Annotated in this window: 15 protein-coding genes; 11 read left to right on the top strand and 4 right to left on the bottom strand. The window is 73.8% G+C overall.

Annotation, left to right across the window (positions count from 1 at the left end):
- Nucleotides 1-140: 140 nt before the first annotated feature.
- The 7 genes from ACZ6S8_RS19845 (at nucleotide 141) to ACZ6S8_RS19815 (ending at nucleotide 6525) form a co-directional block, all read left to right on the top strand.
- On the top strand, nucleotides 141-1805 hold the full coding sequence (locus ACZ6S8_RS19845) for a sensor histidine kinase (RefSeq protein WP_469457416.1): 1665 nt from the start codon (nucleotides 141-143) through the stop codon (nucleotides 1803-1805).
- On the top strand, nucleotides 1802-2203 hold the full coding sequence (locus ACZ6S8_RS19840; RefSeq protein WP_267725660.1) for a roadblock/LC7 domain-containing protein: 402 nt from the start codon (nucleotides 1802-1804) through the stop codon (nucleotides 2201-2203). The genes ACZ6S8_RS19845 and ACZ6S8_RS19840 overlap by 4 nt, the downstream gene beginning before the upstream one ends.
- Entirely contained in the window at nucleotides 2200-2559 is a 360-nt protein-coding gene (locus ACZ6S8_RS19835) for a DUF742 domain-containing protein (protein ID WP_469457414.1), read from the top strand. The genes ACZ6S8_RS19840 and ACZ6S8_RS19835 overlap by 4 nt, the downstream gene beginning before the upstream one ends.
- Nucleotides 2540-3166: a GTP-binding protein gene (locus ACZ6S8_RS19830; RefSeq protein ID WP_469457413.1), complete on the top strand. Its 627-nt coding sequence runs from the start codon at nucleotides 2540-2542 to the stop codon at nucleotides 3164-3166. Before ACZ6S8_RS19835 ends, ACZ6S8_RS19830 begins: the two co-directional genes overlap by 20 nt.
- Nucleotides 3163-4401, top strand: a complete 1239-nt coding sequence (locus ACZ6S8_RS19825) for a cytochrome P450 (protein WP_469457411.1) — start codon at nucleotides 3163-3165, stop codon at nucleotides 4399-4401. The genes ACZ6S8_RS19830 and ACZ6S8_RS19825 overlap by 4 nt, the downstream gene beginning before the upstream one ends.
- Nucleotides 4398-5645, top strand: a complete 1248-nt coding sequence (locus ACZ6S8_RS19820; protein WP_469457410.1) for a cytochrome P450 family protein — start codon at nucleotides 4398-4400, stop codon at nucleotides 5643-5645. Before ACZ6S8_RS19825 ends, ACZ6S8_RS19820 begins: the two co-directional genes overlap by 4 nt.
- Before the next feature lie 148 nt (nucleotides 5646-5793).
- Nucleotides 5794-6525, top strand: a complete 732-nt coding sequence (locus tag ACZ6S8_RS19815; RefSeq protein WP_469457408.1) for a DUF7873 family protein — start codon at nucleotides 5794-5796, stop codon at nucleotides 6523-6525.
- A 416-nt stretch (nucleotides 6526-6941) separates the two neighbouring features.
- Here ACZ6S8_RS19815 and ACZ6S8_RS19810 read toward each other — a convergent pair whose 3' ends face one another.
- The 3 genes from ACZ6S8_RS19810 to ACZ6S8_RS19800 form a co-directional block, all read right to left on the bottom strand.
- Nucleotides 6942-7667 carry an anti-sigma factor family protein gene (locus ACZ6S8_RS19810; protein ID WP_469457406.1) on the bottom strand — a complete coding sequence of 242 codons (726 nt, stop codon included), beginning with the start codon at nucleotides 7665-7667 and terminating at the stop codon, nucleotides 6942-6944.
- Nucleotides 7664-8275 (bottom strand): sigma-70 family RNA polymerase sigma factor, encoded by a 612-nt coding sequence (locus ACZ6S8_RS19805; protein WP_267725683.1) that lies wholly within the window; start codon nucleotides 8273-8275, stop codon nucleotides 7664-7666. The genes ACZ6S8_RS19810 and ACZ6S8_RS19805 overlap by 4 nt, the downstream gene beginning before the upstream one ends.
- A gap of 83 nt (nucleotides 8276-8358) precedes the next feature.
- Nucleotides 8359-9363 (bottom strand): DUF1996 domain-containing protein, encoded by a 1005-nt coding sequence (locus ACZ6S8_RS19800; protein ID WP_469457404.1) that lies wholly within the window; start codon nucleotides 9361-9363, stop codon nucleotides 8359-8361.
- A gap of 151 nt (nucleotides 9364-9514) precedes the next feature.
- Between ACZ6S8_RS19800 and ACZ6S8_RS19795 the strand changes: the two genes are divergently transcribed.
- The gene (locus tag ACZ6S8_RS19795) at nucleotides 9515-10780 is read left to right on the top strand and encodes a hypothetical protein (protein WP_469457402.1); all 1266 of its coding nucleotides are present in this window, start codon (nucleotides 9515-9517) and stop codon (nucleotides 10778-10780) included.
- Between the two features lie 9 nt (nucleotides 10781-10789).
- Here the strand turns inward: ACZ6S8_RS19795 and ACZ6S8_RS19790 are convergent, their stop codons facing one another.
- Nucleotides 10790-11326, bottom strand: a complete 537-nt coding sequence (locus ACZ6S8_RS19790) for a nucleotidyltransferase domain-containing protein (protein WP_469457400.1) — start codon at nucleotides 11324-11326, stop codon at nucleotides 10790-10792.
- A 205-nt stretch (nucleotides 11327-11531) separates the two neighbouring features.
- Here ACZ6S8_RS19790 and ACZ6S8_RS19785 point away from each other — a divergent pair, with 205 nt between their 5' ends.
- The 3 genes from ACZ6S8_RS19785 (at nucleotide 11532) to ACZ6S8_RS19775 (ending at nucleotide 17544) form a co-directional block, all read left to right on the top strand.
- Complete coding sequence (locus ACZ6S8_RS19785; RefSeq protein ID WP_469457398.1) at nucleotides 11532-12284, top strand: DUF1838 family protein; 753 nt, start codon at nucleotides 11532-11534, stop codon at nucleotides 12282-12284.
- A gap of 483 nt (nucleotides 12285-12767) precedes the next feature.
- Nucleotides 12768-14531, top strand: coding sequence for a S8 family peptidase (locus ACZ6S8_RS19780; RefSeq protein ID WP_469457396.1), 1764 nt, complete (start codon nucleotides 12768-12770; stop codon nucleotides 14529-14531).
- Between the two features lie 271 nt (nucleotides 14532-14802).
- Entirely contained in the window at nucleotides 14803-17544 is a 2742-nt protein-coding gene (locus tag ACZ6S8_RS19775) for a helix-turn-helix transcriptional regulator (RefSeq protein WP_469457394.1), read from the top strand.
- Nucleotides 17545-17591: the final 47 nt, after the last annotated feature.

Below are 17591 nucleotides of genomic sequence, written 5' to 3'. Positions count from 1 at the left end.
GGAAATTGACCAAAAAGGTCACTACTCAATGTGAAACCCGCCAGGAACTTTCCAAAACGATCAATAACTCACCTATAGTTGACTCTCGTTACTCACAGGAACCCTCTCCTCCATTTACGCCCGGTATGAGGCTTTGATTGATGACGGCGCCGCCCTCCCCCCTTCGCCCCTCCGCCCTCGCCCTGCTGATCACCGCAGCGGCAGGCGGAGCGCTCTCCACGGCGGCGGTGGCCGCGGCCCCGTCGTCCGTCCGCGTGCCCCTCGCCTGGTTCTCCGGATCCGGTGTGCTGCTCCTCGCCATCGCGGCCTTCGCCGTGACCTGGTCGGCGCGCACCGCCCGGCGGCTGCGCGGCCAGGTCTCCGGTCTCACCGGTGAGATCACCTCCCGCGACGCGTACATAGCCCGGCTGACCGCCGACACCTCGCGCGACGCGGCCAACCACCACGCCGAGCGCGGCCGCCTCGCCGGCGCTCACGCCGCCGAACTCCAGGGGCTGATAGGCGCCCACGCGGCGCAGGTGGACGGCCTGGTCGCCGCCCACGCCACCGAACTGGACCGGCTGACCGCCGCCCAGAGCGCCTCCCGCGAGCGGCTCGGCAACGAGCTGCGCCGCGCCCAGTCCGGCCGGGCGGCCGCCATGGCGGCCGCCGCCAACGCGGCCGGCCGGATGCAGGCCCTTGCCACCGGCATGCTGGCCGACCTCCGCGACATGGAGCACCGCCACGCGGACGAGGACGTCCTCGGCGACCTGCTCCACCTCGACCACCGCACCGCGCAGGCGGGCCGCCTGGCCGACTCCATCGCCGTGCTCACCGGAGCCCGTTCGGGCCGCCGCTGGGCGAAGCCGATCGTCATGGAGTCCATCCTGCGCGGCGCCATGGGCCGCATCGGCGGATACCAGCGGGTGCGGCTGCACTCCACCAGCGACGCCGCCGTCGCCGGGCACGCCGCCGAGGGCGTCATGCACGCCCTCGCCGAACTGCTCGACAACGCCGCGAACTTCTCCCCGCCGACCGCCGAGGTCCACGTCTACGTGGAGGAGGTCCCGGCCGGGATCATCATCACGGTCGAGGACAGCGGCCTGGTCATGAGCGAGGTCCAGCTGCGCCGCGCCCAGCAGGCCGTGACCGCCGAGTCGCTGGACCTCGCCGGGCTCTCCGGGACCCGCCTCGGTCTCGCCGTGGTCGGCCGCCTGGCCCGCAAGCACGGGCTGACGGTCTCCTTCCGGCCCTCGGCGCGCGGCGGTACCGGCGCGCTGATGATGCTGCCGCAGGAGCTGATCAGCCGTACCCCGTCCGAGGCCGAGAGCGGCCCCGAGGCGGACGCCGCCCGCGCCGCCGCCCTGCCCGCCGGCCGTACGGCCCCGGCCGCGCTGCCCGCCGGAGCCCCGGCGGCGGAGCCCGAGGCCGTGCACGAGACCCCCGCCGAGCCCGCCACCGCGGAGCGCGCGGGAGTCCGTACCCGGGCGGCCGAGGACGGCGCACCCGCCGGATCCTCCGGCGGGGCCCCGCAGTCCGGCGACAACGGCCTGCCCCAGCGCAAGCGCGGCCGCACCCTGGCCGCCGCCCACCCCGAGGGCCCCGACGCCGCCGGCGCGGCGGCCCGGACGAGCGGACCGGCATCCGGCGCACCCACCGGTGCCTCCCGGTCGGCCGCCCGCTTCGGCAGCTTCCGCCAGGCGGTACGCGGCGCCGGCGCGGCGCCCGAACCGTCCGCGGCTCCCGAGCACCCGGCGGCGCCCGAACCGTCCGCGGCGCCCGCGCCGTCCCCGAACCCCACGCACCCGGAAGGCAAAACGGAATGACCGGCTCCACCACCGACGAGACGCTCAGCTGGCTCCTGGAAGGGCTCCTCGAGCGGACCCCCGGCGCGCGCCACGGCCTCGTGCTCTCCCGCGACGGCCTCAAGCTGTGCCGCACGCCGGAGCTCTCCGTCGACCAGGCCGACCAGCTCGCCGCGATCGCCGCCGGCATCCAGAGCCTCTCGCACGGCGCGTCCATCGAGTTCGGTGACGGGACCGGCGGAGTCCGCTCCGCCATGGCCGAGTTCTACGGCGGCATCCTCTTCATCGTGGAAGCGGGCGAGGGCGCGCACCTCGCACTCGTCGCCGACGAGGACGCCGACGCGGGCCTCGTCGGCCACAACATGTCCGAACTGGTCGAACAGCTCGGCGAGCACCTCATCGCCCGGCCCCGGGGATGAGCAGGAGCACGAGCAGGCCGGGCCGGGACGAGTCCCCGGACCGGCTCTACACCCTCACCGGGGGCCGCAGCCGCGCCGGATCCGACGCCTTCGACCTGGTCACCCTGGTCGTCGCCGAATGCGACCCGACCCCCGGGATGCAGTCCGAGCACGCCGCGATCCTGCGCATGAGCCAGTTCCCGACGGCTCTGGTCGAGATCGCGGCCGAGCTGGCGCTGCCGGTGTCGATCGTGCGCATCCTCCTCGCCGACCTGCTCGGCACCGGCAAGATCAGCGCCCGGCACCCGCGTTCGGCGTACCACCTTCCCGACCCCGACATCCTGGAGCAGGTGCTCGTTGGACTCCGCAATCTCTGATCAGCGCGAAACCCGCCAGACCCTGCAGAGCACCGCCGACAACGGTCTGAAGATCGTCATCGTCGGCGGCTTCGGCGTCGGCAAGACCACCATGGTCCGCTCGGTCAGCGAGATCCGCCCGCTGAACACCGAAGAGACCATGACCAAGGCCGGCGAGGCCGTCGACGACACCGCCGGGATCGCCGCCAAGACCGCCACCACCGTGGCGTTCGACTTCGGCCGCATCACCCTCGACGCCCGCAACGTGCTCTACCTCTTCGGCGCGCCCGGCCAGGAGCGGTTCTGGTTCCTGTGGGACCGGCTCTTCTCCGGCACCCTCGGCGCCGTCGTCCTCGTCGACACGCGCCGGCTCGCCGACTCCTGGTACGCCATCGACCGGCTCGAACACCACGGCACCCCCTTCATCGTGGCCTGCAACGACTTCGGCGGGCCCGCCCACACCACGGACGAGATCCGGGCCGCCCTCGACCTGCCCGACGAGGTCCCGCTGGTGTTCTGCGACGCCCGCTCCCGCGAGTCCGGCAAGCACGTCCTGATCTCCCTCGTCCAGCACCTCCAGACGGCCGTTCTGACCAACCAGCCGAAGACCCCGGAGCCCACCCCGTGACCTGCCCCGCCGCCCACGACCCGCAGGCCGTCCCCCTCGGCGGCCCCCGGTTCCAGACCGACCCCGTCGAGCTCTACCGGGAGATGCGCCGCGACCACGGCGCCGTCGCTCCGGTCGTCCTCGACGGCGACATACCGGCCTGGCTCGTCCTCGGCTACCGGGAACTGCACCAGGTCACCAGCGACCCGGTGCTCTTCTCCCGCGACTCCGACCTGTGGAACCAGTGGGACCGCATCCCCGCCGACTGGCCGCTGCTCCCCATGATCGGCCGCAAGCAGCCCTCCATCCTCTACACCGTCGGCGAACGCCACCGCGAGCGGGCGGCCGTCATCTCCGACGCCCTCGAATCCGTGGACCCCTTCGAACTCAAGGGCCACGCCGAGCGGTTCGCCGACGAACTGATCGACACCCTGTGCGGCAAGGGTGCGTGCGACATCGTCGGCGAGTACGCGATGCTCCTGCCGCTGCGTGTCCTCGCCCGGATCTACGGCTTCTCCGACGCCCAGGGACCCGGCCTCGTCACCGCCATGAACGACATGATCAACGGGCGGGAGGGCGCCCTGGACGGCCAGCGCCACCTCGGCGAGTCCATGTACGGGCTGCTCGCCGCCAAGCAGGCGGAGCCCGGCCACGACGTCGCCTCCCGGATGCTCGCGAACACGGCCGGCTTCACCGTGGACGAGATCGCCCAGGACCTGATGGTGATGATGGCCGCCGGCCACCAGCCGACCGCCGACTGGATCGGGAACTCGCTGCGCCTGATGCTCACCGACGACCGCTTCGCGGCCTCCCTCGCGGGCGGCCGGCACAGCGTCGGCGAGGCCATGAACGAGGTGCTGTGGGAGGACACCCCCACGCAGAACGTGGCGGGCCGCTGGACCTCGCGCGACACCAACCTCGGCGGCCGCCGCATCGCCCGCGGCGACCTCGTCCTGCTCGGACTGGCCGCGGCCAATTCCGACCCGCACGTACGCACCGACGCGGGCGCCCTGACCGGCGGCAACAACGCCTTCTTCTCCTTCGGGCACGGCGAGCACCGCTGCCCGTTCCCCGCCCAGGAGGTCGCCGAGGTCATCGCCCGCACCGGCATCGAGGTCCTCCTCGACCGGCTGCCCGACGTGGACCTCGCCGTGCCGGCCTCCGCTCTGGCCCGCCGCCCTTCGCCCTGGCTGCGCGGTCTGACCGAACTGCCCGTCACCTACACCCCGACCCCCGCCCTTGGAGCCAGCCGATGACGTGCCCGATCGACCACTCCGGCCCCGCCGCCATCACCCTCGACCCCTTCGTCGCCGACCTCGACGCGGAGAGCGCGGCGCTGCGCGCGGCCGGCCCGCTCGTACCGGTCGTCCTGCCCGGCGGGGTCGGCGTGTACGCCGTCACCCGGCACGCGGAGGCGAAGAGACTCCTGACCGACTCCAGAGTGGTCAAGGACATCAACGCGTGGGGTGCCTGGCAGCGCGGCGAGATACCCGTGGACTGGCCCCTCATCGGCCTCGCCAACCCCGGCCGCTCCATGCTGACCGTGGACGGCGACGAGCACCGGCGGCTGCGCACCCTGGTCGCGCAGGCGCTCACCGTCCGCCGGGTGGAGAAGCTGAGGGCCGGCATCGAGGAACTGACGACGGAGATGCTCGACACCCTGGACGCCCTGCCGTCCGGCGAGACGGTCGACCTCAAGCTGCACTTCGCGTACCCGCTGCCGATGAACGTCATCAGCCGGCTCATGGGCGTGGACGAAGCCGAACACCCGCGGCTCAAGGCGCTGTTCGAGAAGTTCTTTTCCACGCAGACCCTCCCCGAGGAGGTGCCGCAGATGATGGCGGACCTCGGCGCGCTGTTCTCGCGGATCGTGGAGTCCAAGCGGGAGAACCCCGGCGACGACCTCACCAGTGCCCTGATCGCCGCCTCCGAGGACGGCGACCACCTCAGCACCGAGGAGATCACCAACACCCTCCAGCTGATGGTCGCGGCCGGCCACGAGACCACGATCAGCCTGATCGTGAACGCCGTCGTCGCCCTCCAGAGCCACCCCGAGCAGCGCGCCCTGGTGCTCAAGGGCGAGGTGCCGTGGGAGAACGTCATCGAGGAGACCCTGCGCTGGTCCACCCCCACCTCGCACGTGCTGATCCGGTTCGCCGCCGAGGACGTCGAGGTCGGTGACCGCGTACTGCCCAAGGGCGAGGGGCTCATCGTCTCCTTCGGCGCCATCGGGCGCGACGAGGAGCAGCACGGCGCGAGCGCGGGGGAGTTCGACGTCACCCGCACCCCCAACCGCCACATCTCCTTCGGCCACGGTCCGCACGTCTGCCCGGGCGCCGCCCTCTCCCGCCTGGAGGCGCTGGTCGCCCTGCCGGCCCTGTACGCCCGGTTCCCGGACCTGACCCTCGCGGTCGCCCCCGAGGAGCTGCGCAACAAGCCGATCCTCACTCAGAACGACCTCTTCGACCTTCCGGTGCGCCTCACCGCGCCCGCGGTCTGACGCGCCGGACAGCCGCCTCGTCGCGCGACGAGGCGGCTGCGCAGGGCTGCGCAGGGCTGCGCAGGGCTGCGCAGGGCTGCGCAGGGCTGCGAAGAGGGCGGGGAAAAACCGGATGAGGGCCGCCGCGGTGGACTGCTAGGTTGATCACGTGCCGAAGCTGAATCAGATAATCGCAGTGGAAAAGGGCGTCAAGTCCAAGTCCCTCCAGGAGCTGACCCAGGCTCACCACGACGTCCAGAAGCCCGCCTTGCTGGCCGGGATCTCCCGCACCTACCAGCCCAAGGACGAGGAGGGCGAGCAGCTGCCGCCCGAGTCCACCCGGGTGCAGGTCAAGGCGGAGGACGCGCTGCGCGCGACCGCGGGGACGCTGACGCGCCTGTTCGACGTGACGGCCACCAAGGACTGGGCGAACCGCACGGCCGCCGCGGACGTCGTCGTCGACGGTAACGTCCTGCTGCCGCAGGTGCCCGTGCCCTACCTGCTCTTCCTGGAGAAGCAGCTCACCGACCTGCACACCTTCGTGCGGAAGCTGCCCGTGCTCGACGCGTCCGAGTCCTGGAACCTGGACCCGTCCACCGACTCCTGGAAGACGGAGCCGGTGCGCACCATCCGTACCAAGAAGGTGCCGCGCAACCACGTCAAGGCCGAGGCGACGGACAAGCACCCGGCGCAGGTCGAGGTCTACTACGAGGACGTCCCGGTCGGCTACTGGACGACCGTGAAGTTCTCCGGAGCGCTCCCGGCCCGCCGGGTCAACGAGCTGCTCGACCGCGTGGAGAAGCTCCAGCAGGCCGTGAAGTTCGCCCGCGAGGAGGCCAACAACACCGAGGTCACCGACCAGCGGGTCGGCGACGCGGTCTTCGGCTACCTGTTCCGGTAGCCCCATGATCGCCCCCCGCTGGAGCGGGGGGTGCGCGAGAGCGCAAGCTGAAACTGATGTTGAAGCTGAAAAGGGACGACAGTTGGGGGTTCGAATCCCTCTCCCGGCACTGCGCGCCGGGGTGGCCCAAGCCTGGCAGAGGCGGTCCCGTAAATCTCAGATTCTCGCTCCAGTCTCAGTATTCGCCGCCGAACACCGGATCGACCGGGCGCGGACGGTCACCGACGGATGGGGGTTCAAGTCCCCTCTGCGCCTCTCCTCGTGGCGCGGTAGTTCAAAGGCAGAACACGTCGGTCTAAGAATGATCCGCGGCCCTTAAACGCAGCCGGTGTGCGAAATGGGTGGCAAGCAGGAGCCCGGGAGCTGGACATGCTCCCGGGCTCTGTCACGTCCCCGGCCCGGAAGCCGGGGGGCCGTCACACCGGTACGGACACGAAGGTCCGGCCCGACTCGTTCTCGACCTGGACGGACTTGACGTCCGCCGGGTCCACGGCCGCCGAACCGTCCAGCGCCGCGCCCTTGCCCTCGCCCTTCTCCTGGCCTCCCACGACCCAACTGCCCGCGGTGGTGCGCTTGCCGTCCTTGGAGACCACGATCAGCCGGCACCGCTCACCGGGCGGCACCCCGGTGACCGCGGCGCGCACGCGCACCCACTTCACCGCGGGTGTCATCTGTACGGTCATCCGCACCCCCGAGGCCGGATCGGTCGCCGAGCCCAGCCTGGTCCCGGCCACCGGCGCCGAAGGCGACGACGACACCGACGCGGACGGCGGCAGGGGCAGCGCCACCGGTCCGGAATCACTGCCGCCGAGCTGGGCGCCCGCCCAGAACACCGCGGCCAGCGAAGCCGCCGCGGCCAGTCCGGCCAGACCCACGCGCCGACGCCGGTCGGCCGCCTGTTCCCCGCGCATCTGCCGCAGGGTGCGCTGGAGCATCAGGTCACCGCCGTGCGGCGGCCCGTCCAGGAACGCCTCCTCGGGCACCTCGCCCAGTGCCGCCTCCATTTCGCGCAACGCGGTCACCTCCTCACGGCAGTGCACGCAGCCGCCGATGTGTTCTTCGACCCGGCGGTTCTCCTCGGGGTCCAGGACGCCGAGCACGTACGGGCCGAGCAGTTCCTCCTCGTGCCGCTGCCGGTTCATGCCACCACCTCACGCAGTCCGGCCGGCTGCTGGGGCGGCCTGCCCGATCGATTTCCTTCTCTGGAGCCGTGCTCCCTGGCGCTGTTGTCCCTGAAGACCTCGCGCAGGGCCTTGAGCGCGTAGTGCGAACGCGACTTGACGGTGCCCGCCGGTATGCCGAGGCTGTCCGCCGCCTCGGCGACGCTCAGCTGCCGGTAGTACAACTCCGTCAGTACGTCCCTGTGTTCCGGGGAGAGCTGGTCCAGGGCGCCCAGGACCGTCATGGTGTCCACGACGGCGTCCGCGTGGTCCATCTCCACCGGGGGAGCGGCGGCGGCCCCGGAGACCTCGGGCGGCCTCGCGGCCTTGGCGCGGTACCGGTCGGTGATGATGTTGCGGGCCACCGTCAGCAGCCAGCCCCGCACCGAACCCTTCCCGTTCACCAGGACCTCGGAGTGCCGCCAGGCCCGGATGAGCGTCTCCTGGACGATGTCCTCGGCGGCGGCCCGGTCACCCGTCAGCCGGGTGGCGTACGCGAGCAGGGCGTGGCCGTGCTCCTCGTACACCGACTTGATCAGTGCCTCATCGGTCGAGCCCCGCCGAGTGCGGGGCCACAGTGGTCCGGCCATCTCACCCTCTCCGTCTTTCCTTGCTGGCTGGTGCGGTCGGAACACGCTGCGCGGCCGCCCCGGGTTCAGGTGACCTGCGTCACTCAGGTGCGGCAGGCCCGGCCGGAGTTGAGGCAGGCGACGACCGCGGCCATCTGCGCCTCGGTCATCGCGTTCACGAACATGCCGTGGTCCGTCCGGGGACTGTGCCGCTGTTCGGGAAAGGAGTCGAGGGCGACGGGCACGCCCGCGGCGACCTCGTACGCCAGGGAGACGCGCAGCTCGGGCACCGGGAAGGTGCCCGTCGGGCAGACCCCGCCGCCCGACGGGAACAACAGGTGCGAACGGTGCCCGGCGCTCGCGGTCTCCAGGCCGTTCCAGCAACTGGGGAAGACGAGCGTGCGGGTCACCAGCTCGCCGGCCGGGCAGCGCGGATAGCGGGTGGTGGCGCGGTCGGGGGAGCCCGAGCACCCCCAGCGGGCCCGTACGTCGGCATCGCTCGCCGCCGTGAACGCCACGGCGTCGCCCGTCATCCCGCGCAGGAAGCGGGGCATCGGCACGACCTTGCTCACCGGGCTGCCGCGGAACTCCACCCGGACCGAGGCCTCCGCGACGATCTCGCCCGTGTTGCCGTGCCCGGCCGAACCCTCGTGCGGGCGTGCGCCGGGACGGTCCTGCCTGCGCAGCACGGGCCAGTAGTACGTGGAACGGTCGCCGCCCCGGCAGGACGTGGCGGCCGCGGCCAGGGAGTCGTCGGTGGACATCGCGTCCGTGGACAGGTTCCCCACGTACGCGTGGGTGTGATGGGCGCCGGACACCAGTCCCGGCGAGACCACGAGGTTGTCCTCGTTGTAGTGGCCCTCCTCGTTGCGCCCGCACTCCACCACGACCGAGCCGGCCGAGGCGTCCGGCCCGGACGGTGGCAGGTCGCGGGGCGCGGAACCCGGCGCGACCGCGCCGATGTCCACGTAGTCGGAGGGCGCGGGACCGCCGGCCGCCGGGCCCGCGTGCGGACCACCCGCCCGCGAGGCCCCCAGCACGGCGGCGGTGAGCCCTCCGCCCAGGACCAGGCAGACGACGAGAGTGAGCAGTAGGCGCGCGTTCCCCATGGCGGTCACGGTCGCGGGTGGCGCCACCCGCGTCAACCTGGCGCCCGTTCGGCGGGCTCCGGCCCCGCAACTTTTCATCCCGGATGGCGGTTTGTACGTAAAAGCAACCCCTTCTCGAGCGCACCCCCGTCGCGAGGAAGGAATCCCCGGCATGCCACCTTCCAACCCCCTCCTGCACCGCGTGATCCGCGAGACCGGCTGGACCTACGAGGCCCTGGCCCGCCGGCTCAACACCAGGGCCCGGGCGGCCGGCCTCACCACCGCCTACGACCGCACCGCCGTCGCCCACTGGCTGCGCGGCAGCACGCCGCGGGATCCCGTCCCCGGCCTGCTGTGCGAGATCCTCTCGGAGCGGCTCGGCCGTCCCGTCGGCCCCGAGGACATCGGGATGGGGCACACCGCACCGGCCGGGCCCGCCACCGCCGCGGCGAAGCTGCTGGCCGGAGTTCCGGGACTGCAGCCGCCCCGCCGCCACCGGCCGGAGCCTGTCGGCCGCCAGGCCCCGGAGGCCGACGGCCACCATGCGCCGGAGCGGGAGGACCACCGGGTCCCGGAGCAGCGCGACCGGCCCGCTGCCGCCCCCGGGGCGTACGCCCCGGAGTTCCCGCGCACCGGACTGCGCCGGGCCGCCGAGGACTTCTTCACGGGGCAGGTGGACGCCCTCGGCGGCGACGCCACCGCCCCCGTCCTCCTCGCCTACCTCCAGAGCACCTTCCACGCGGTGCTCAGCTCCGGGGGAGAGGACGCCCTGACCCCGCTCGAACTGGGCCACGCGGCGCGCACCGTACTGCTCCTGGCCCGCAGTTACGCCGACCAGTGCTCCTTCGCCGCGTCCCGCCGGTGTCTCGGCCGCGCGGCCTCCCTCGCCGAACTGGCTGGCGAGCCCTCCACCCGGGCGGTCGCGCTGCGCCTGCTCAGCCAGGACTCCCTCGACCAGGACCAGACCGCCGTCGCGCTCTCCTACGTCCGGCAGGCGCTGGAGGTCGCGCCGCGCACCCCCGCCATGGTCCAGGCGTTCGTCGCGGCCCAGGCCGCCCACGTCGAGGCGGCCCTGGGCCGGCGGGACCCGGCGCTCGCCTGGCTGGCGACCGCGGACCGCCTGCAGGGCGGGGCCCGCGCGGACGCGGACCCCTTCCACACCTACCGGCCGGCCGCCCTGCACTTCAAGCGCGCCGTGGTCCTGGGCCTGCTCGGCGACCACGATGCGGCCCACGCGGCCCTGGACGACTCCCTCGCGGCCCGGCCGGCCCAGCAGGAGCGGGCGATCATGCTGACCCACGTGGAGCGGGCCCGCCTCTACCGCTTCGCCGGCCGCGGCGCCGAGGCGACCGCGGAACTGCGCCGGGCCCAGACCCTCAACCGCGGGGTCCACTCGCCCAGGGCCACCCGCGAGATCGCGCGCATGGGCGGCGCCTGAGCCCCGCGGTCAGCCGCCGCCGCGTATCCGCAGGGCCGCTTCCAGAAGGGCGATGTCCGCGGCGTCCTTGCTCCGCCGCGGACGGGCGGGATCCCAGACCGGGGTCATCCGCTTGATCTCGATCTGGGCGCGCACACTGACGACCGGACAGCGGAGCGTGCCGATCCGCCCGAATCCGCCGTCCAGCATCCCCGCGGGCCACGGAGCCCCCGCCCAGGGGCCGCCCGCGACCACCGGGCGGCCGGAGGCGTCCCGGGCCAGGAGCGTGAAGCTGCTCTCCAGACCGTCCTTGGCGAAGTCGAGCTGCAGCTCGGGCGGCGGCCCGGGCACCGGCCGGTAGCCGAGCCGGAGCAGGCCCTCCGCCAGGACCCCGGCGTCGTCCGCCCGGGCGAACCAGTCGATGTCCCCGTGGTCGCGGGTGACGGCCCCGAGGAAGAAGTCCACGGCCCAGCCCCCGCGCAGCCACAGCGGGACGCCGAGCGCGCGGGTCGTGTCGAGGACCTCGGCGATCTGCCGGAGCTGGTGTTCGGAGCGTCGTACGTCCACGCTGCGGCACGCTACGCGGGAACCGCCCACCCGGGCACGCCGATTACCGCCCGGCGGGACGGGCGCCACCGCGCGCGGCCGCAGGGGACGGGCACCACCGCGAAGGGCGTGCGCCGCGCGTCCGCCCGGAACGCGCCGTGCCCGCGGCCCGGTTGTCCGTACGGCCGCTTGCCGCCCCGGGGCGCGACCGCGCAGAGTACGGCGTATGACACCGTCCGAGCTTTTGCGTGCCTTCGTCCGTACCCGTGCCTCGCTCGACGGCGCCGAGGTGTTCTTCTGGTGGACCGGAGACGTGTACTCCTGGGCGCCCGGCGAGCCGTACCGGCGCGTGTTCGGCTTCGAGGGGATCAACGCGGCCCGCCTCACGGAGGACGAAGAGGGCGGCGGGTACCGGCTGCTCACCCGGGAGGCCGCGTTCTACCTGGACCCGCTCTCCCGGGAGATCCTGGAGACCTGGGAGGACAAGCCGGTGGTCCACGTCTGGAACGACCCGGCCAACCAGAGGCTGCGGCCCTTCCCGATCCCCGTGACCACCCTCGGCGACCAGGTCTGCTTCAGCCTGGAGATCCCGCTGGCCTACCCCTCGCCGCTGCCCGTCGCGGAGTTCCCGGCCAACTCGGCGGACGACACCTACCGCGCGCTGGAGCTGTTCCAGTTCTTCGCGCCCGCGAGCGTCCTCGACGCGGACGCAGGGCCGGATCCCGACGCGGCGAGCGTTCCCGCGACGATGTCCTGGATGCGGATGTCCCCGTACCTGCCGTGGATGGAGCAGGGACAGCGCCCGGGGGGCCTCGCGTTCCACTGCCGGGGCCGCAAGCTGGGCGCGTACGCGGAGGTGCCCGAGCGGACGCGGGAGTACATCGCCGCCCACCACCCCGAGTACGCCCACGCGCCGGAGCGGTGGACCGAGCCGAACGAGACCAGCTGGACGTACTTCCGCAGGCTCGCCAAGCCCTGACGGGCGCCGCCGGGGCGGTCCGCAGGGGACGGCCCCGGCGCCCGGCGGCCTCAGCGCCTGCCCGCTGACCTGCGCCGAGCCCTCTTCCCGCGGGTGGTGGTGGGGGTGGCGAGGGGGTCGGACAAGGGTTTTCCCCCTACCGGGTTCATCTCCGCGTTGCCTACTGTCTGCCCACCGGCGAACCCCCTCTGCTGGAACCCGCGGCCCCACACCACCCCACACCCCGCGTGGAACCGCGACCACCCCCCACCAGGAGGGGAAACCACCGGTACCGCCCCGTCCCGACCGCCGTGCGACGCCCACCCGGGCGGGCGGACGGGACGACACGGCACACGGCGGAGACCGGGACGGGACCGACCACCCCGCCCCGGTCCCCACCGTCACCCACCTCCCACATGCACCGACCGGCCGCTCCGGCCTGCCCGGAAACGGCCCGCGAAAGGGAACACCGTGCACGCAACGAGACGCAGGCTCATATCGGCCGTGGCACTCTCCGCCACCCTCCTGGCCGTCACCGCCACCACCGGCGCGGCCGCCGCCGACACCCCCGCCCCCGGTGCGGCCGGTGCGGCGGCCGGCGCGGTGCCGGTGGAGAACCTCATCGTCGGATACAAGCCCTCCGCCAGCGAAGCCAGTTCCAACACCGCCGCCGCCACCGACGCGGCCGCCAAGAGCAGAAAAGCCGGCAAGAAGGCGAAGTTCGACCGCCGCCTGGGCACCGGAGCCGCCCTCGTCAGCCTCGGCCAGGCCACCGCACCCGCCGACGCCGCCGATGTCATCGCCCAGTTCCGCGCCGACCCGGACGTCGCCTACGTCGAACCCGACACCCGCGCCTATGCCCTCGCCGCCACCCCCAACGACACCGACTACGGCAAGCAGTGGGACCTCTTCGAGCCCACCGCCGGCATGAACGTCCCCGCCGCCTGGGACAAGACCACCGGAACCGGCGTCACCGTCGCCGTCATCGACACCGGCTACGTCGCCCACAGCGACCTCGCCGCCAACACCGTCGCCGGCTACGACTTCATCAGCAGCGCCACCGCCGCCCGCGACGGCAACGGCCGCGACAACAACCCCGCCGACCAGGGCGACTGGAGCGCCGCAGCGGAATGCGGCCCCACCGCCAAAGCCAGTGACTCCTCTTGGCACGGCACCCACGTCGCCGGCACCATCGCCGCCGCCACCGGCAACAACAAGGGCATCGCCGGCATCGCCCACCACGCCAAGATCCAGCCCGTCCGCGTCCTCGGAAAGTGCGGCGGCGCGACCTCCGACATCATCGACGCCATCACCTGGGCCTCCGGCGGCACCGTCCCCGGCGTCCCCGCCAACGCCGCCCCCGCCAAGGTCATCAACATGAGCCTCGGCGGCAGCGGAACCTGCTCCGCCGGCTACCAGAACGCCATCAACGCCGCCGTCACCCGCGGCACCACCGTCGTCGTCGCCGCCGGCAACAGCAACGCCGACGCCGCCGGATTCTCCCCCGCCAGCTGCAACAACGTCATCAACGTCGCAGCCAGCAACCGCACCGGCGACCGCTCCTTCTACTCCAACTACGGCAGCTCCATCGACGTCGCCGCCCCCGGCGGCGAGACCCGCCGCGCCACCGACACCCCCGGCACCGTCACCACCCCCGAAAACGGCATCCTCTCCACCCTGAACGCCGGCACCACCACCCCCGCCGCCGAGAACTACAAGCCGTACCAGGGCACCAGCATGGCCGCCCCCCACATCGCCGGCCTCGCCGCCCTGCTCGTCTCCGCCAAGCCCGCCCTGACCCCCGCCCAGATCGAAGCGGCCATCAAGAACAACACCCGCCCCCTGGCCGGAACCTGCACCGGCGGCTGCGGCACCGGCCTCGCCGACGCCACCGCCACCGTCAACGCCGTCACCACCACGCCCACCACCCCCACCTTCCAGAACACCACCGACTACCCCATCAACGACAACACCACCGTCGAAAGCCCCATCACCGTCACCGGCATCACCGGCAACGCCCCCGCCACCCTGAAGGCCGGCGTCACCATCGCCCACACCTACACCGGCGACCTCAAGATCGACCTCATCGCCCCCGACGGCACCGCCTACACCCTCCACAACCGCACCGGGGGCAGCGCCGACAACATCAACCAGACCTACACCGTCAACGCCGCCACCGAGACCGCCAACGGCACCTGGAAGCTCCGCGTCAACGACAACGCCAACGGCGACACCGGCACCGTCGACGCCTGGAACCTCACCTTCTAGGTCCGGCCGGGGTCCGGCGCCGCTTCCGGCCCCCAACCCGCGCTGACGGGCCGATAGTACGGACCAAGCCGCCCCTCCGGACCTGCCAATACACCGCGTATCGGCAGGTCCGGAGGGCTTTCCCGCGCACTGACTGATTTCTGCGTCACAATCCGGGTCAGCCCGGCATCCGACCTCGTATTGTCGCGTCTCACAGGAAAGGCACAGAAGCGGTGACGCGGAAGGCTGGTGGCGGTGCGTGGGGGCGGCGACGGGGCGCGCTGAGGCGGGCGTGGGACACGGTGAACTGATTAAGGCGGTGGACCGCGCGCTGACCACGCACGGCCGGGCCCTGCTCACCGGACCCGCCGGAGCGGGCAAGACGGAGGTGGTGCGCGCCGTAGCGGCCGCCGCGGAAGGGCGGCGCGAAACGGTGCTGCGCCTCGCCCCCGACGCCGCCGACCGGTGGATACCCGAGGCCTCGGCCGCCGCCCTCCTGGCCTCCGTGCCCGGCGCCGGCCTGGAGCGCCTCTCGGGACCCCAGCGCACCGCCATCGCCCTGCTGCGCCGCGAGGCCGACGCCCCCCGCACCGGCCGTGACCACGTCGCGCTGCGCCTGGCCGTCGTCGAGGTGCTCCGTACGCTCGCCGCCCGGAACCCCGTCCTCCTCGTCCTCGACAACGCCCAGTGGCTCGACGCGGAGAGCACCGACCTGCTCCGCTTCGCGCTGCGCCTGACCCCGCCCGGGGTCCGCGTCCTGGTGGCCGAATGCGTCCACGGCGGGGCGCCGGTCGGCGAACCGCTCTGCGGCCCCGGCACCCCCGCGATCCGGGTGCCCCCGCTCGGCGCCGACGAGGTCGCGGAACTGCTGGTGCGCCACGGCCTGCCCGCCCGCCTCGCCGGCCGCATCCACCAGGCCAGCGGTGGCAACCCCCGCCTGGCCCTCGCCCTCGGCCACTCCCTCGCCGAAGCCGCCGAGGCCCGCGACGCGAGCGCCCACCACGCCGACCCCCTCCCCGTGTCCGGGCAGGCCCGCGAGGTGGCCCGCCGCCTCCTCGCGGAGGCCCCCGCCCAGGCCCGCCGCACCCTGCTCCTCGCCGCCCTCGCGGCCCGCCCCACCACGGCCCTGCTGCGCCGCGCCGGACGCCCCGACGCCGAGTCCGAACTGGCCGAGGCGGAACGGGCCGCGCTCGTACGGGTGGGGGAGGACGGCACGGTCGAGTTCACCGCGGGCGCCCTGCCCACCGCGCTCGCCGCCGACGCGGGCTGGCCCGAACGGGCCGCCGGACACGCCGCCCTGGCCGAGGCCGTGGACGACCCCGTCCAGGCCGTGCGCCACCGTGCGCTGGCCGTGGACACCCCCGACCAGTGGCTCGCCGCCGAGGTCACCGAGGCCGCCGCGGCCTGCCGCCGCCGGGGGCAGCGGGCCCTCGCCGCCGAACTCGGCCTCCTGGCGGCGGAACGCACGCCGCCCCACCTGGCCGGCGAGGGACTGGCCCGGCTCGTCGCGGCCGCCGAGGACGCGGGATGGGCCGGCCGCGCCGACCTCGCCCGGCGCGCCACCCGGGCCGTCCTGGCCCGCGACGCCTCGCCCGCCGACCGGGTCCGCGCCCGGCTCGCCGTGATCGACGCGGCCGGGCAGGACCTCGGCGCGCTGGAGGAGACGTTCGCGCACGCCATGGACGACGCCGCCGGGGACCCCGCGCTGCGGGCCGCCGTCCAGCTGCGGATCGCCTGGAAGCACAACCTGAGCGACGGCGACCCGGTCCGCTCCCGCGACGCCGCCGCCGCGGCCGGCGCCCTCGCCGCGCTCGGCGGCGACCAGGTCGCCGAGGCCATGGCCCTGACCGTACGGGCCCGGATGGGCCGCATCCTCGGGGACCCGGGCGCCGAGGCGATCCTCGCCGAAGCGCTCGCCCTGCCCGCGCCCGAGGTGCCGCTGGGCATGCGCAACGCGCCGCAGTACCTCGCGGTCCGCCACGCCCTCTTCGACGACCGGCTCACCGACGCCCGCCGCCAGCTGATGGTCCTGCTGCCCGCCGTCCGGCGCACCGGCTCGGCGGAGGACGTGTTCGAGGTGCTCCGCAGCCTCACCGAGGTCGAACTGCGCAGCGGCCGCTGCGCGGCCGCCTCCGCCCGTGCCCGCCGCGCCCTGGAGCTGACCATCGAGGCGGGCCTCTCACCGGGCCCCGCCTGGTACGTCGCCGCGATGGCGGAGGCGGCCGGCGGGAGCTTCGCCCGCGCCGCCGGCTACGCCCGCCGCGGCATCCAGGCCTCGCAGGAGGAACACGACCAGGTCTTCCTGTCCCGCAGCCTGCACGCGCTCGGGCTGGTCGAACTCGCCACCGGAGAGGCGACGAAGGCGGTGGCCACCCTGCGCCGGGTCGCCGACCTGGAGGCCGCCCAGCAGGTGGTGGACCCCTCGATCCTGCGCTGGCACGGGGAGCTCGCCGAAGCGCTCGTCGCCGCCGACGCCCCGGACGAGGCGGCCCGCCTCATCGGCTGCGTACGCCCCGTCGCCGTCGGCCTCGGCCGGACCGGGGTCGTCGCCGCCCTCGACCGGGCCCGGGGGCTGTGCCTGTCCGCGCAGGGCGACGCGGAGGGCGCCGTCACCCTCCTGGAGACCACCGCCCGGCGGTTCGCGACCCTGGAACTCCCGCTGGAGCGCGGCCGTACGCTGCTCGCCCTGGCCCGGGTGGAACGCCGCCGCCGGCGGCGCGCCCCGGCCCGAGCGGCGCTCGCCGCGGCGGCCGAGGTCTTCGACCTCGCGGGGGCCGTTCCCTGGGCCGGACTCGCCCGGGAACCCGCCGCCTGCGAAGGGGGTCCGGCGGCCACGGTCGGGGCGCTGACGGAGGGCGAGACCCGACTGGCGGTGCTCGTCAGCCGGGGCGCGAGCAACCAGGAGGCCGCGGCGAAGCTCTTCCTCAGCGTCAAGACGGTGGAGGCGCGGCTGACCCGCATCTACCAGAAGCTCGACGTCCGCTCGCGGGCCCAACTGGCGGCGGCCCTGGCCGCCGGAGGCCTGGGCCAGTAGTCACGGTCCGGCGACCGGCCCGGAGCCGGCGCCGTGCGCGAACGGCC

The organism is Streptomyces sp. NPDC048461 (assembly GCF_055587105.1).
Note: the sequence above shows the minus strand (reverse complement) of the source record. Positions and strands in the feature narration are given on the sequence as shown.

Excerpts from the sequence above, each read along its gene's own strand:
- ACZ6S8_RS19845 (WP_469457416.1), top strand. The coding sequence starts at position 141 with ATGACGGCGCCGCCCTCCCCCCTTCGCCCCTCCGCCCTCGCCCTGCTG.
- ACZ6S8_RS19840 (WP_267725660.1), top strand. The coding sequence starts at position 1,802 with ATGACCGGCTCCACCACCGACGAGACGCTCAGCTGGCTCCTGGAAGGG.
- ACZ6S8_RS19835 (WP_469457414.1), top strand. The coding sequence starts at position 2,200 with ATGAGCAGGAGCACGAGCAGGCCGGGCCGGGACGAGTCCCCGGACCGG.
- ACZ6S8_RS19820 (WP_469457410.1), top strand. The coding sequence starts at position 4,398 with ATGACGTGCCCGATCGACCACTCCGGCCCCGCCGCCATCACCCTCGAC.
- ACZ6S8_RS19810 (WP_469457406.1), bottom strand. The coding sequence starts at position 7,667 with ATGAACCGGCAGCGGCACGAGGAGGAACTGCTCGGCCCGTACGTGCTC.
- ACZ6S8_RS19805 (WP_267725683.1), bottom strand. The coding sequence starts at position 8,275 with ATGGCCGGACCACTGTGGCCCCGCACTCGGCGGGGCTCGACCGATGAG.
- ACZ6S8_RS19800 (WP_469457404.1), bottom strand. The coding sequence starts at position 9,363 with ATGGGGAACGCGCGCCTACTGCTCACTCTCGTCGTCTGCCTGGTCCTG.
- ACZ6S8_RS19795 (WP_469457402.1), top strand. The coding sequence starts at position 9,515 with ATGCCACCTTCCAACCCCCTCCTGCACCGCGTGATCCGCGAGACCGGC.
- ACZ6S8_RS19785 (WP_469457398.1), top strand. The coding sequence starts at position 11,532 with ATGACACCGTCCGAGCTTTTGCGTGCCTTCGTCCGTACCCGTGCCTCG.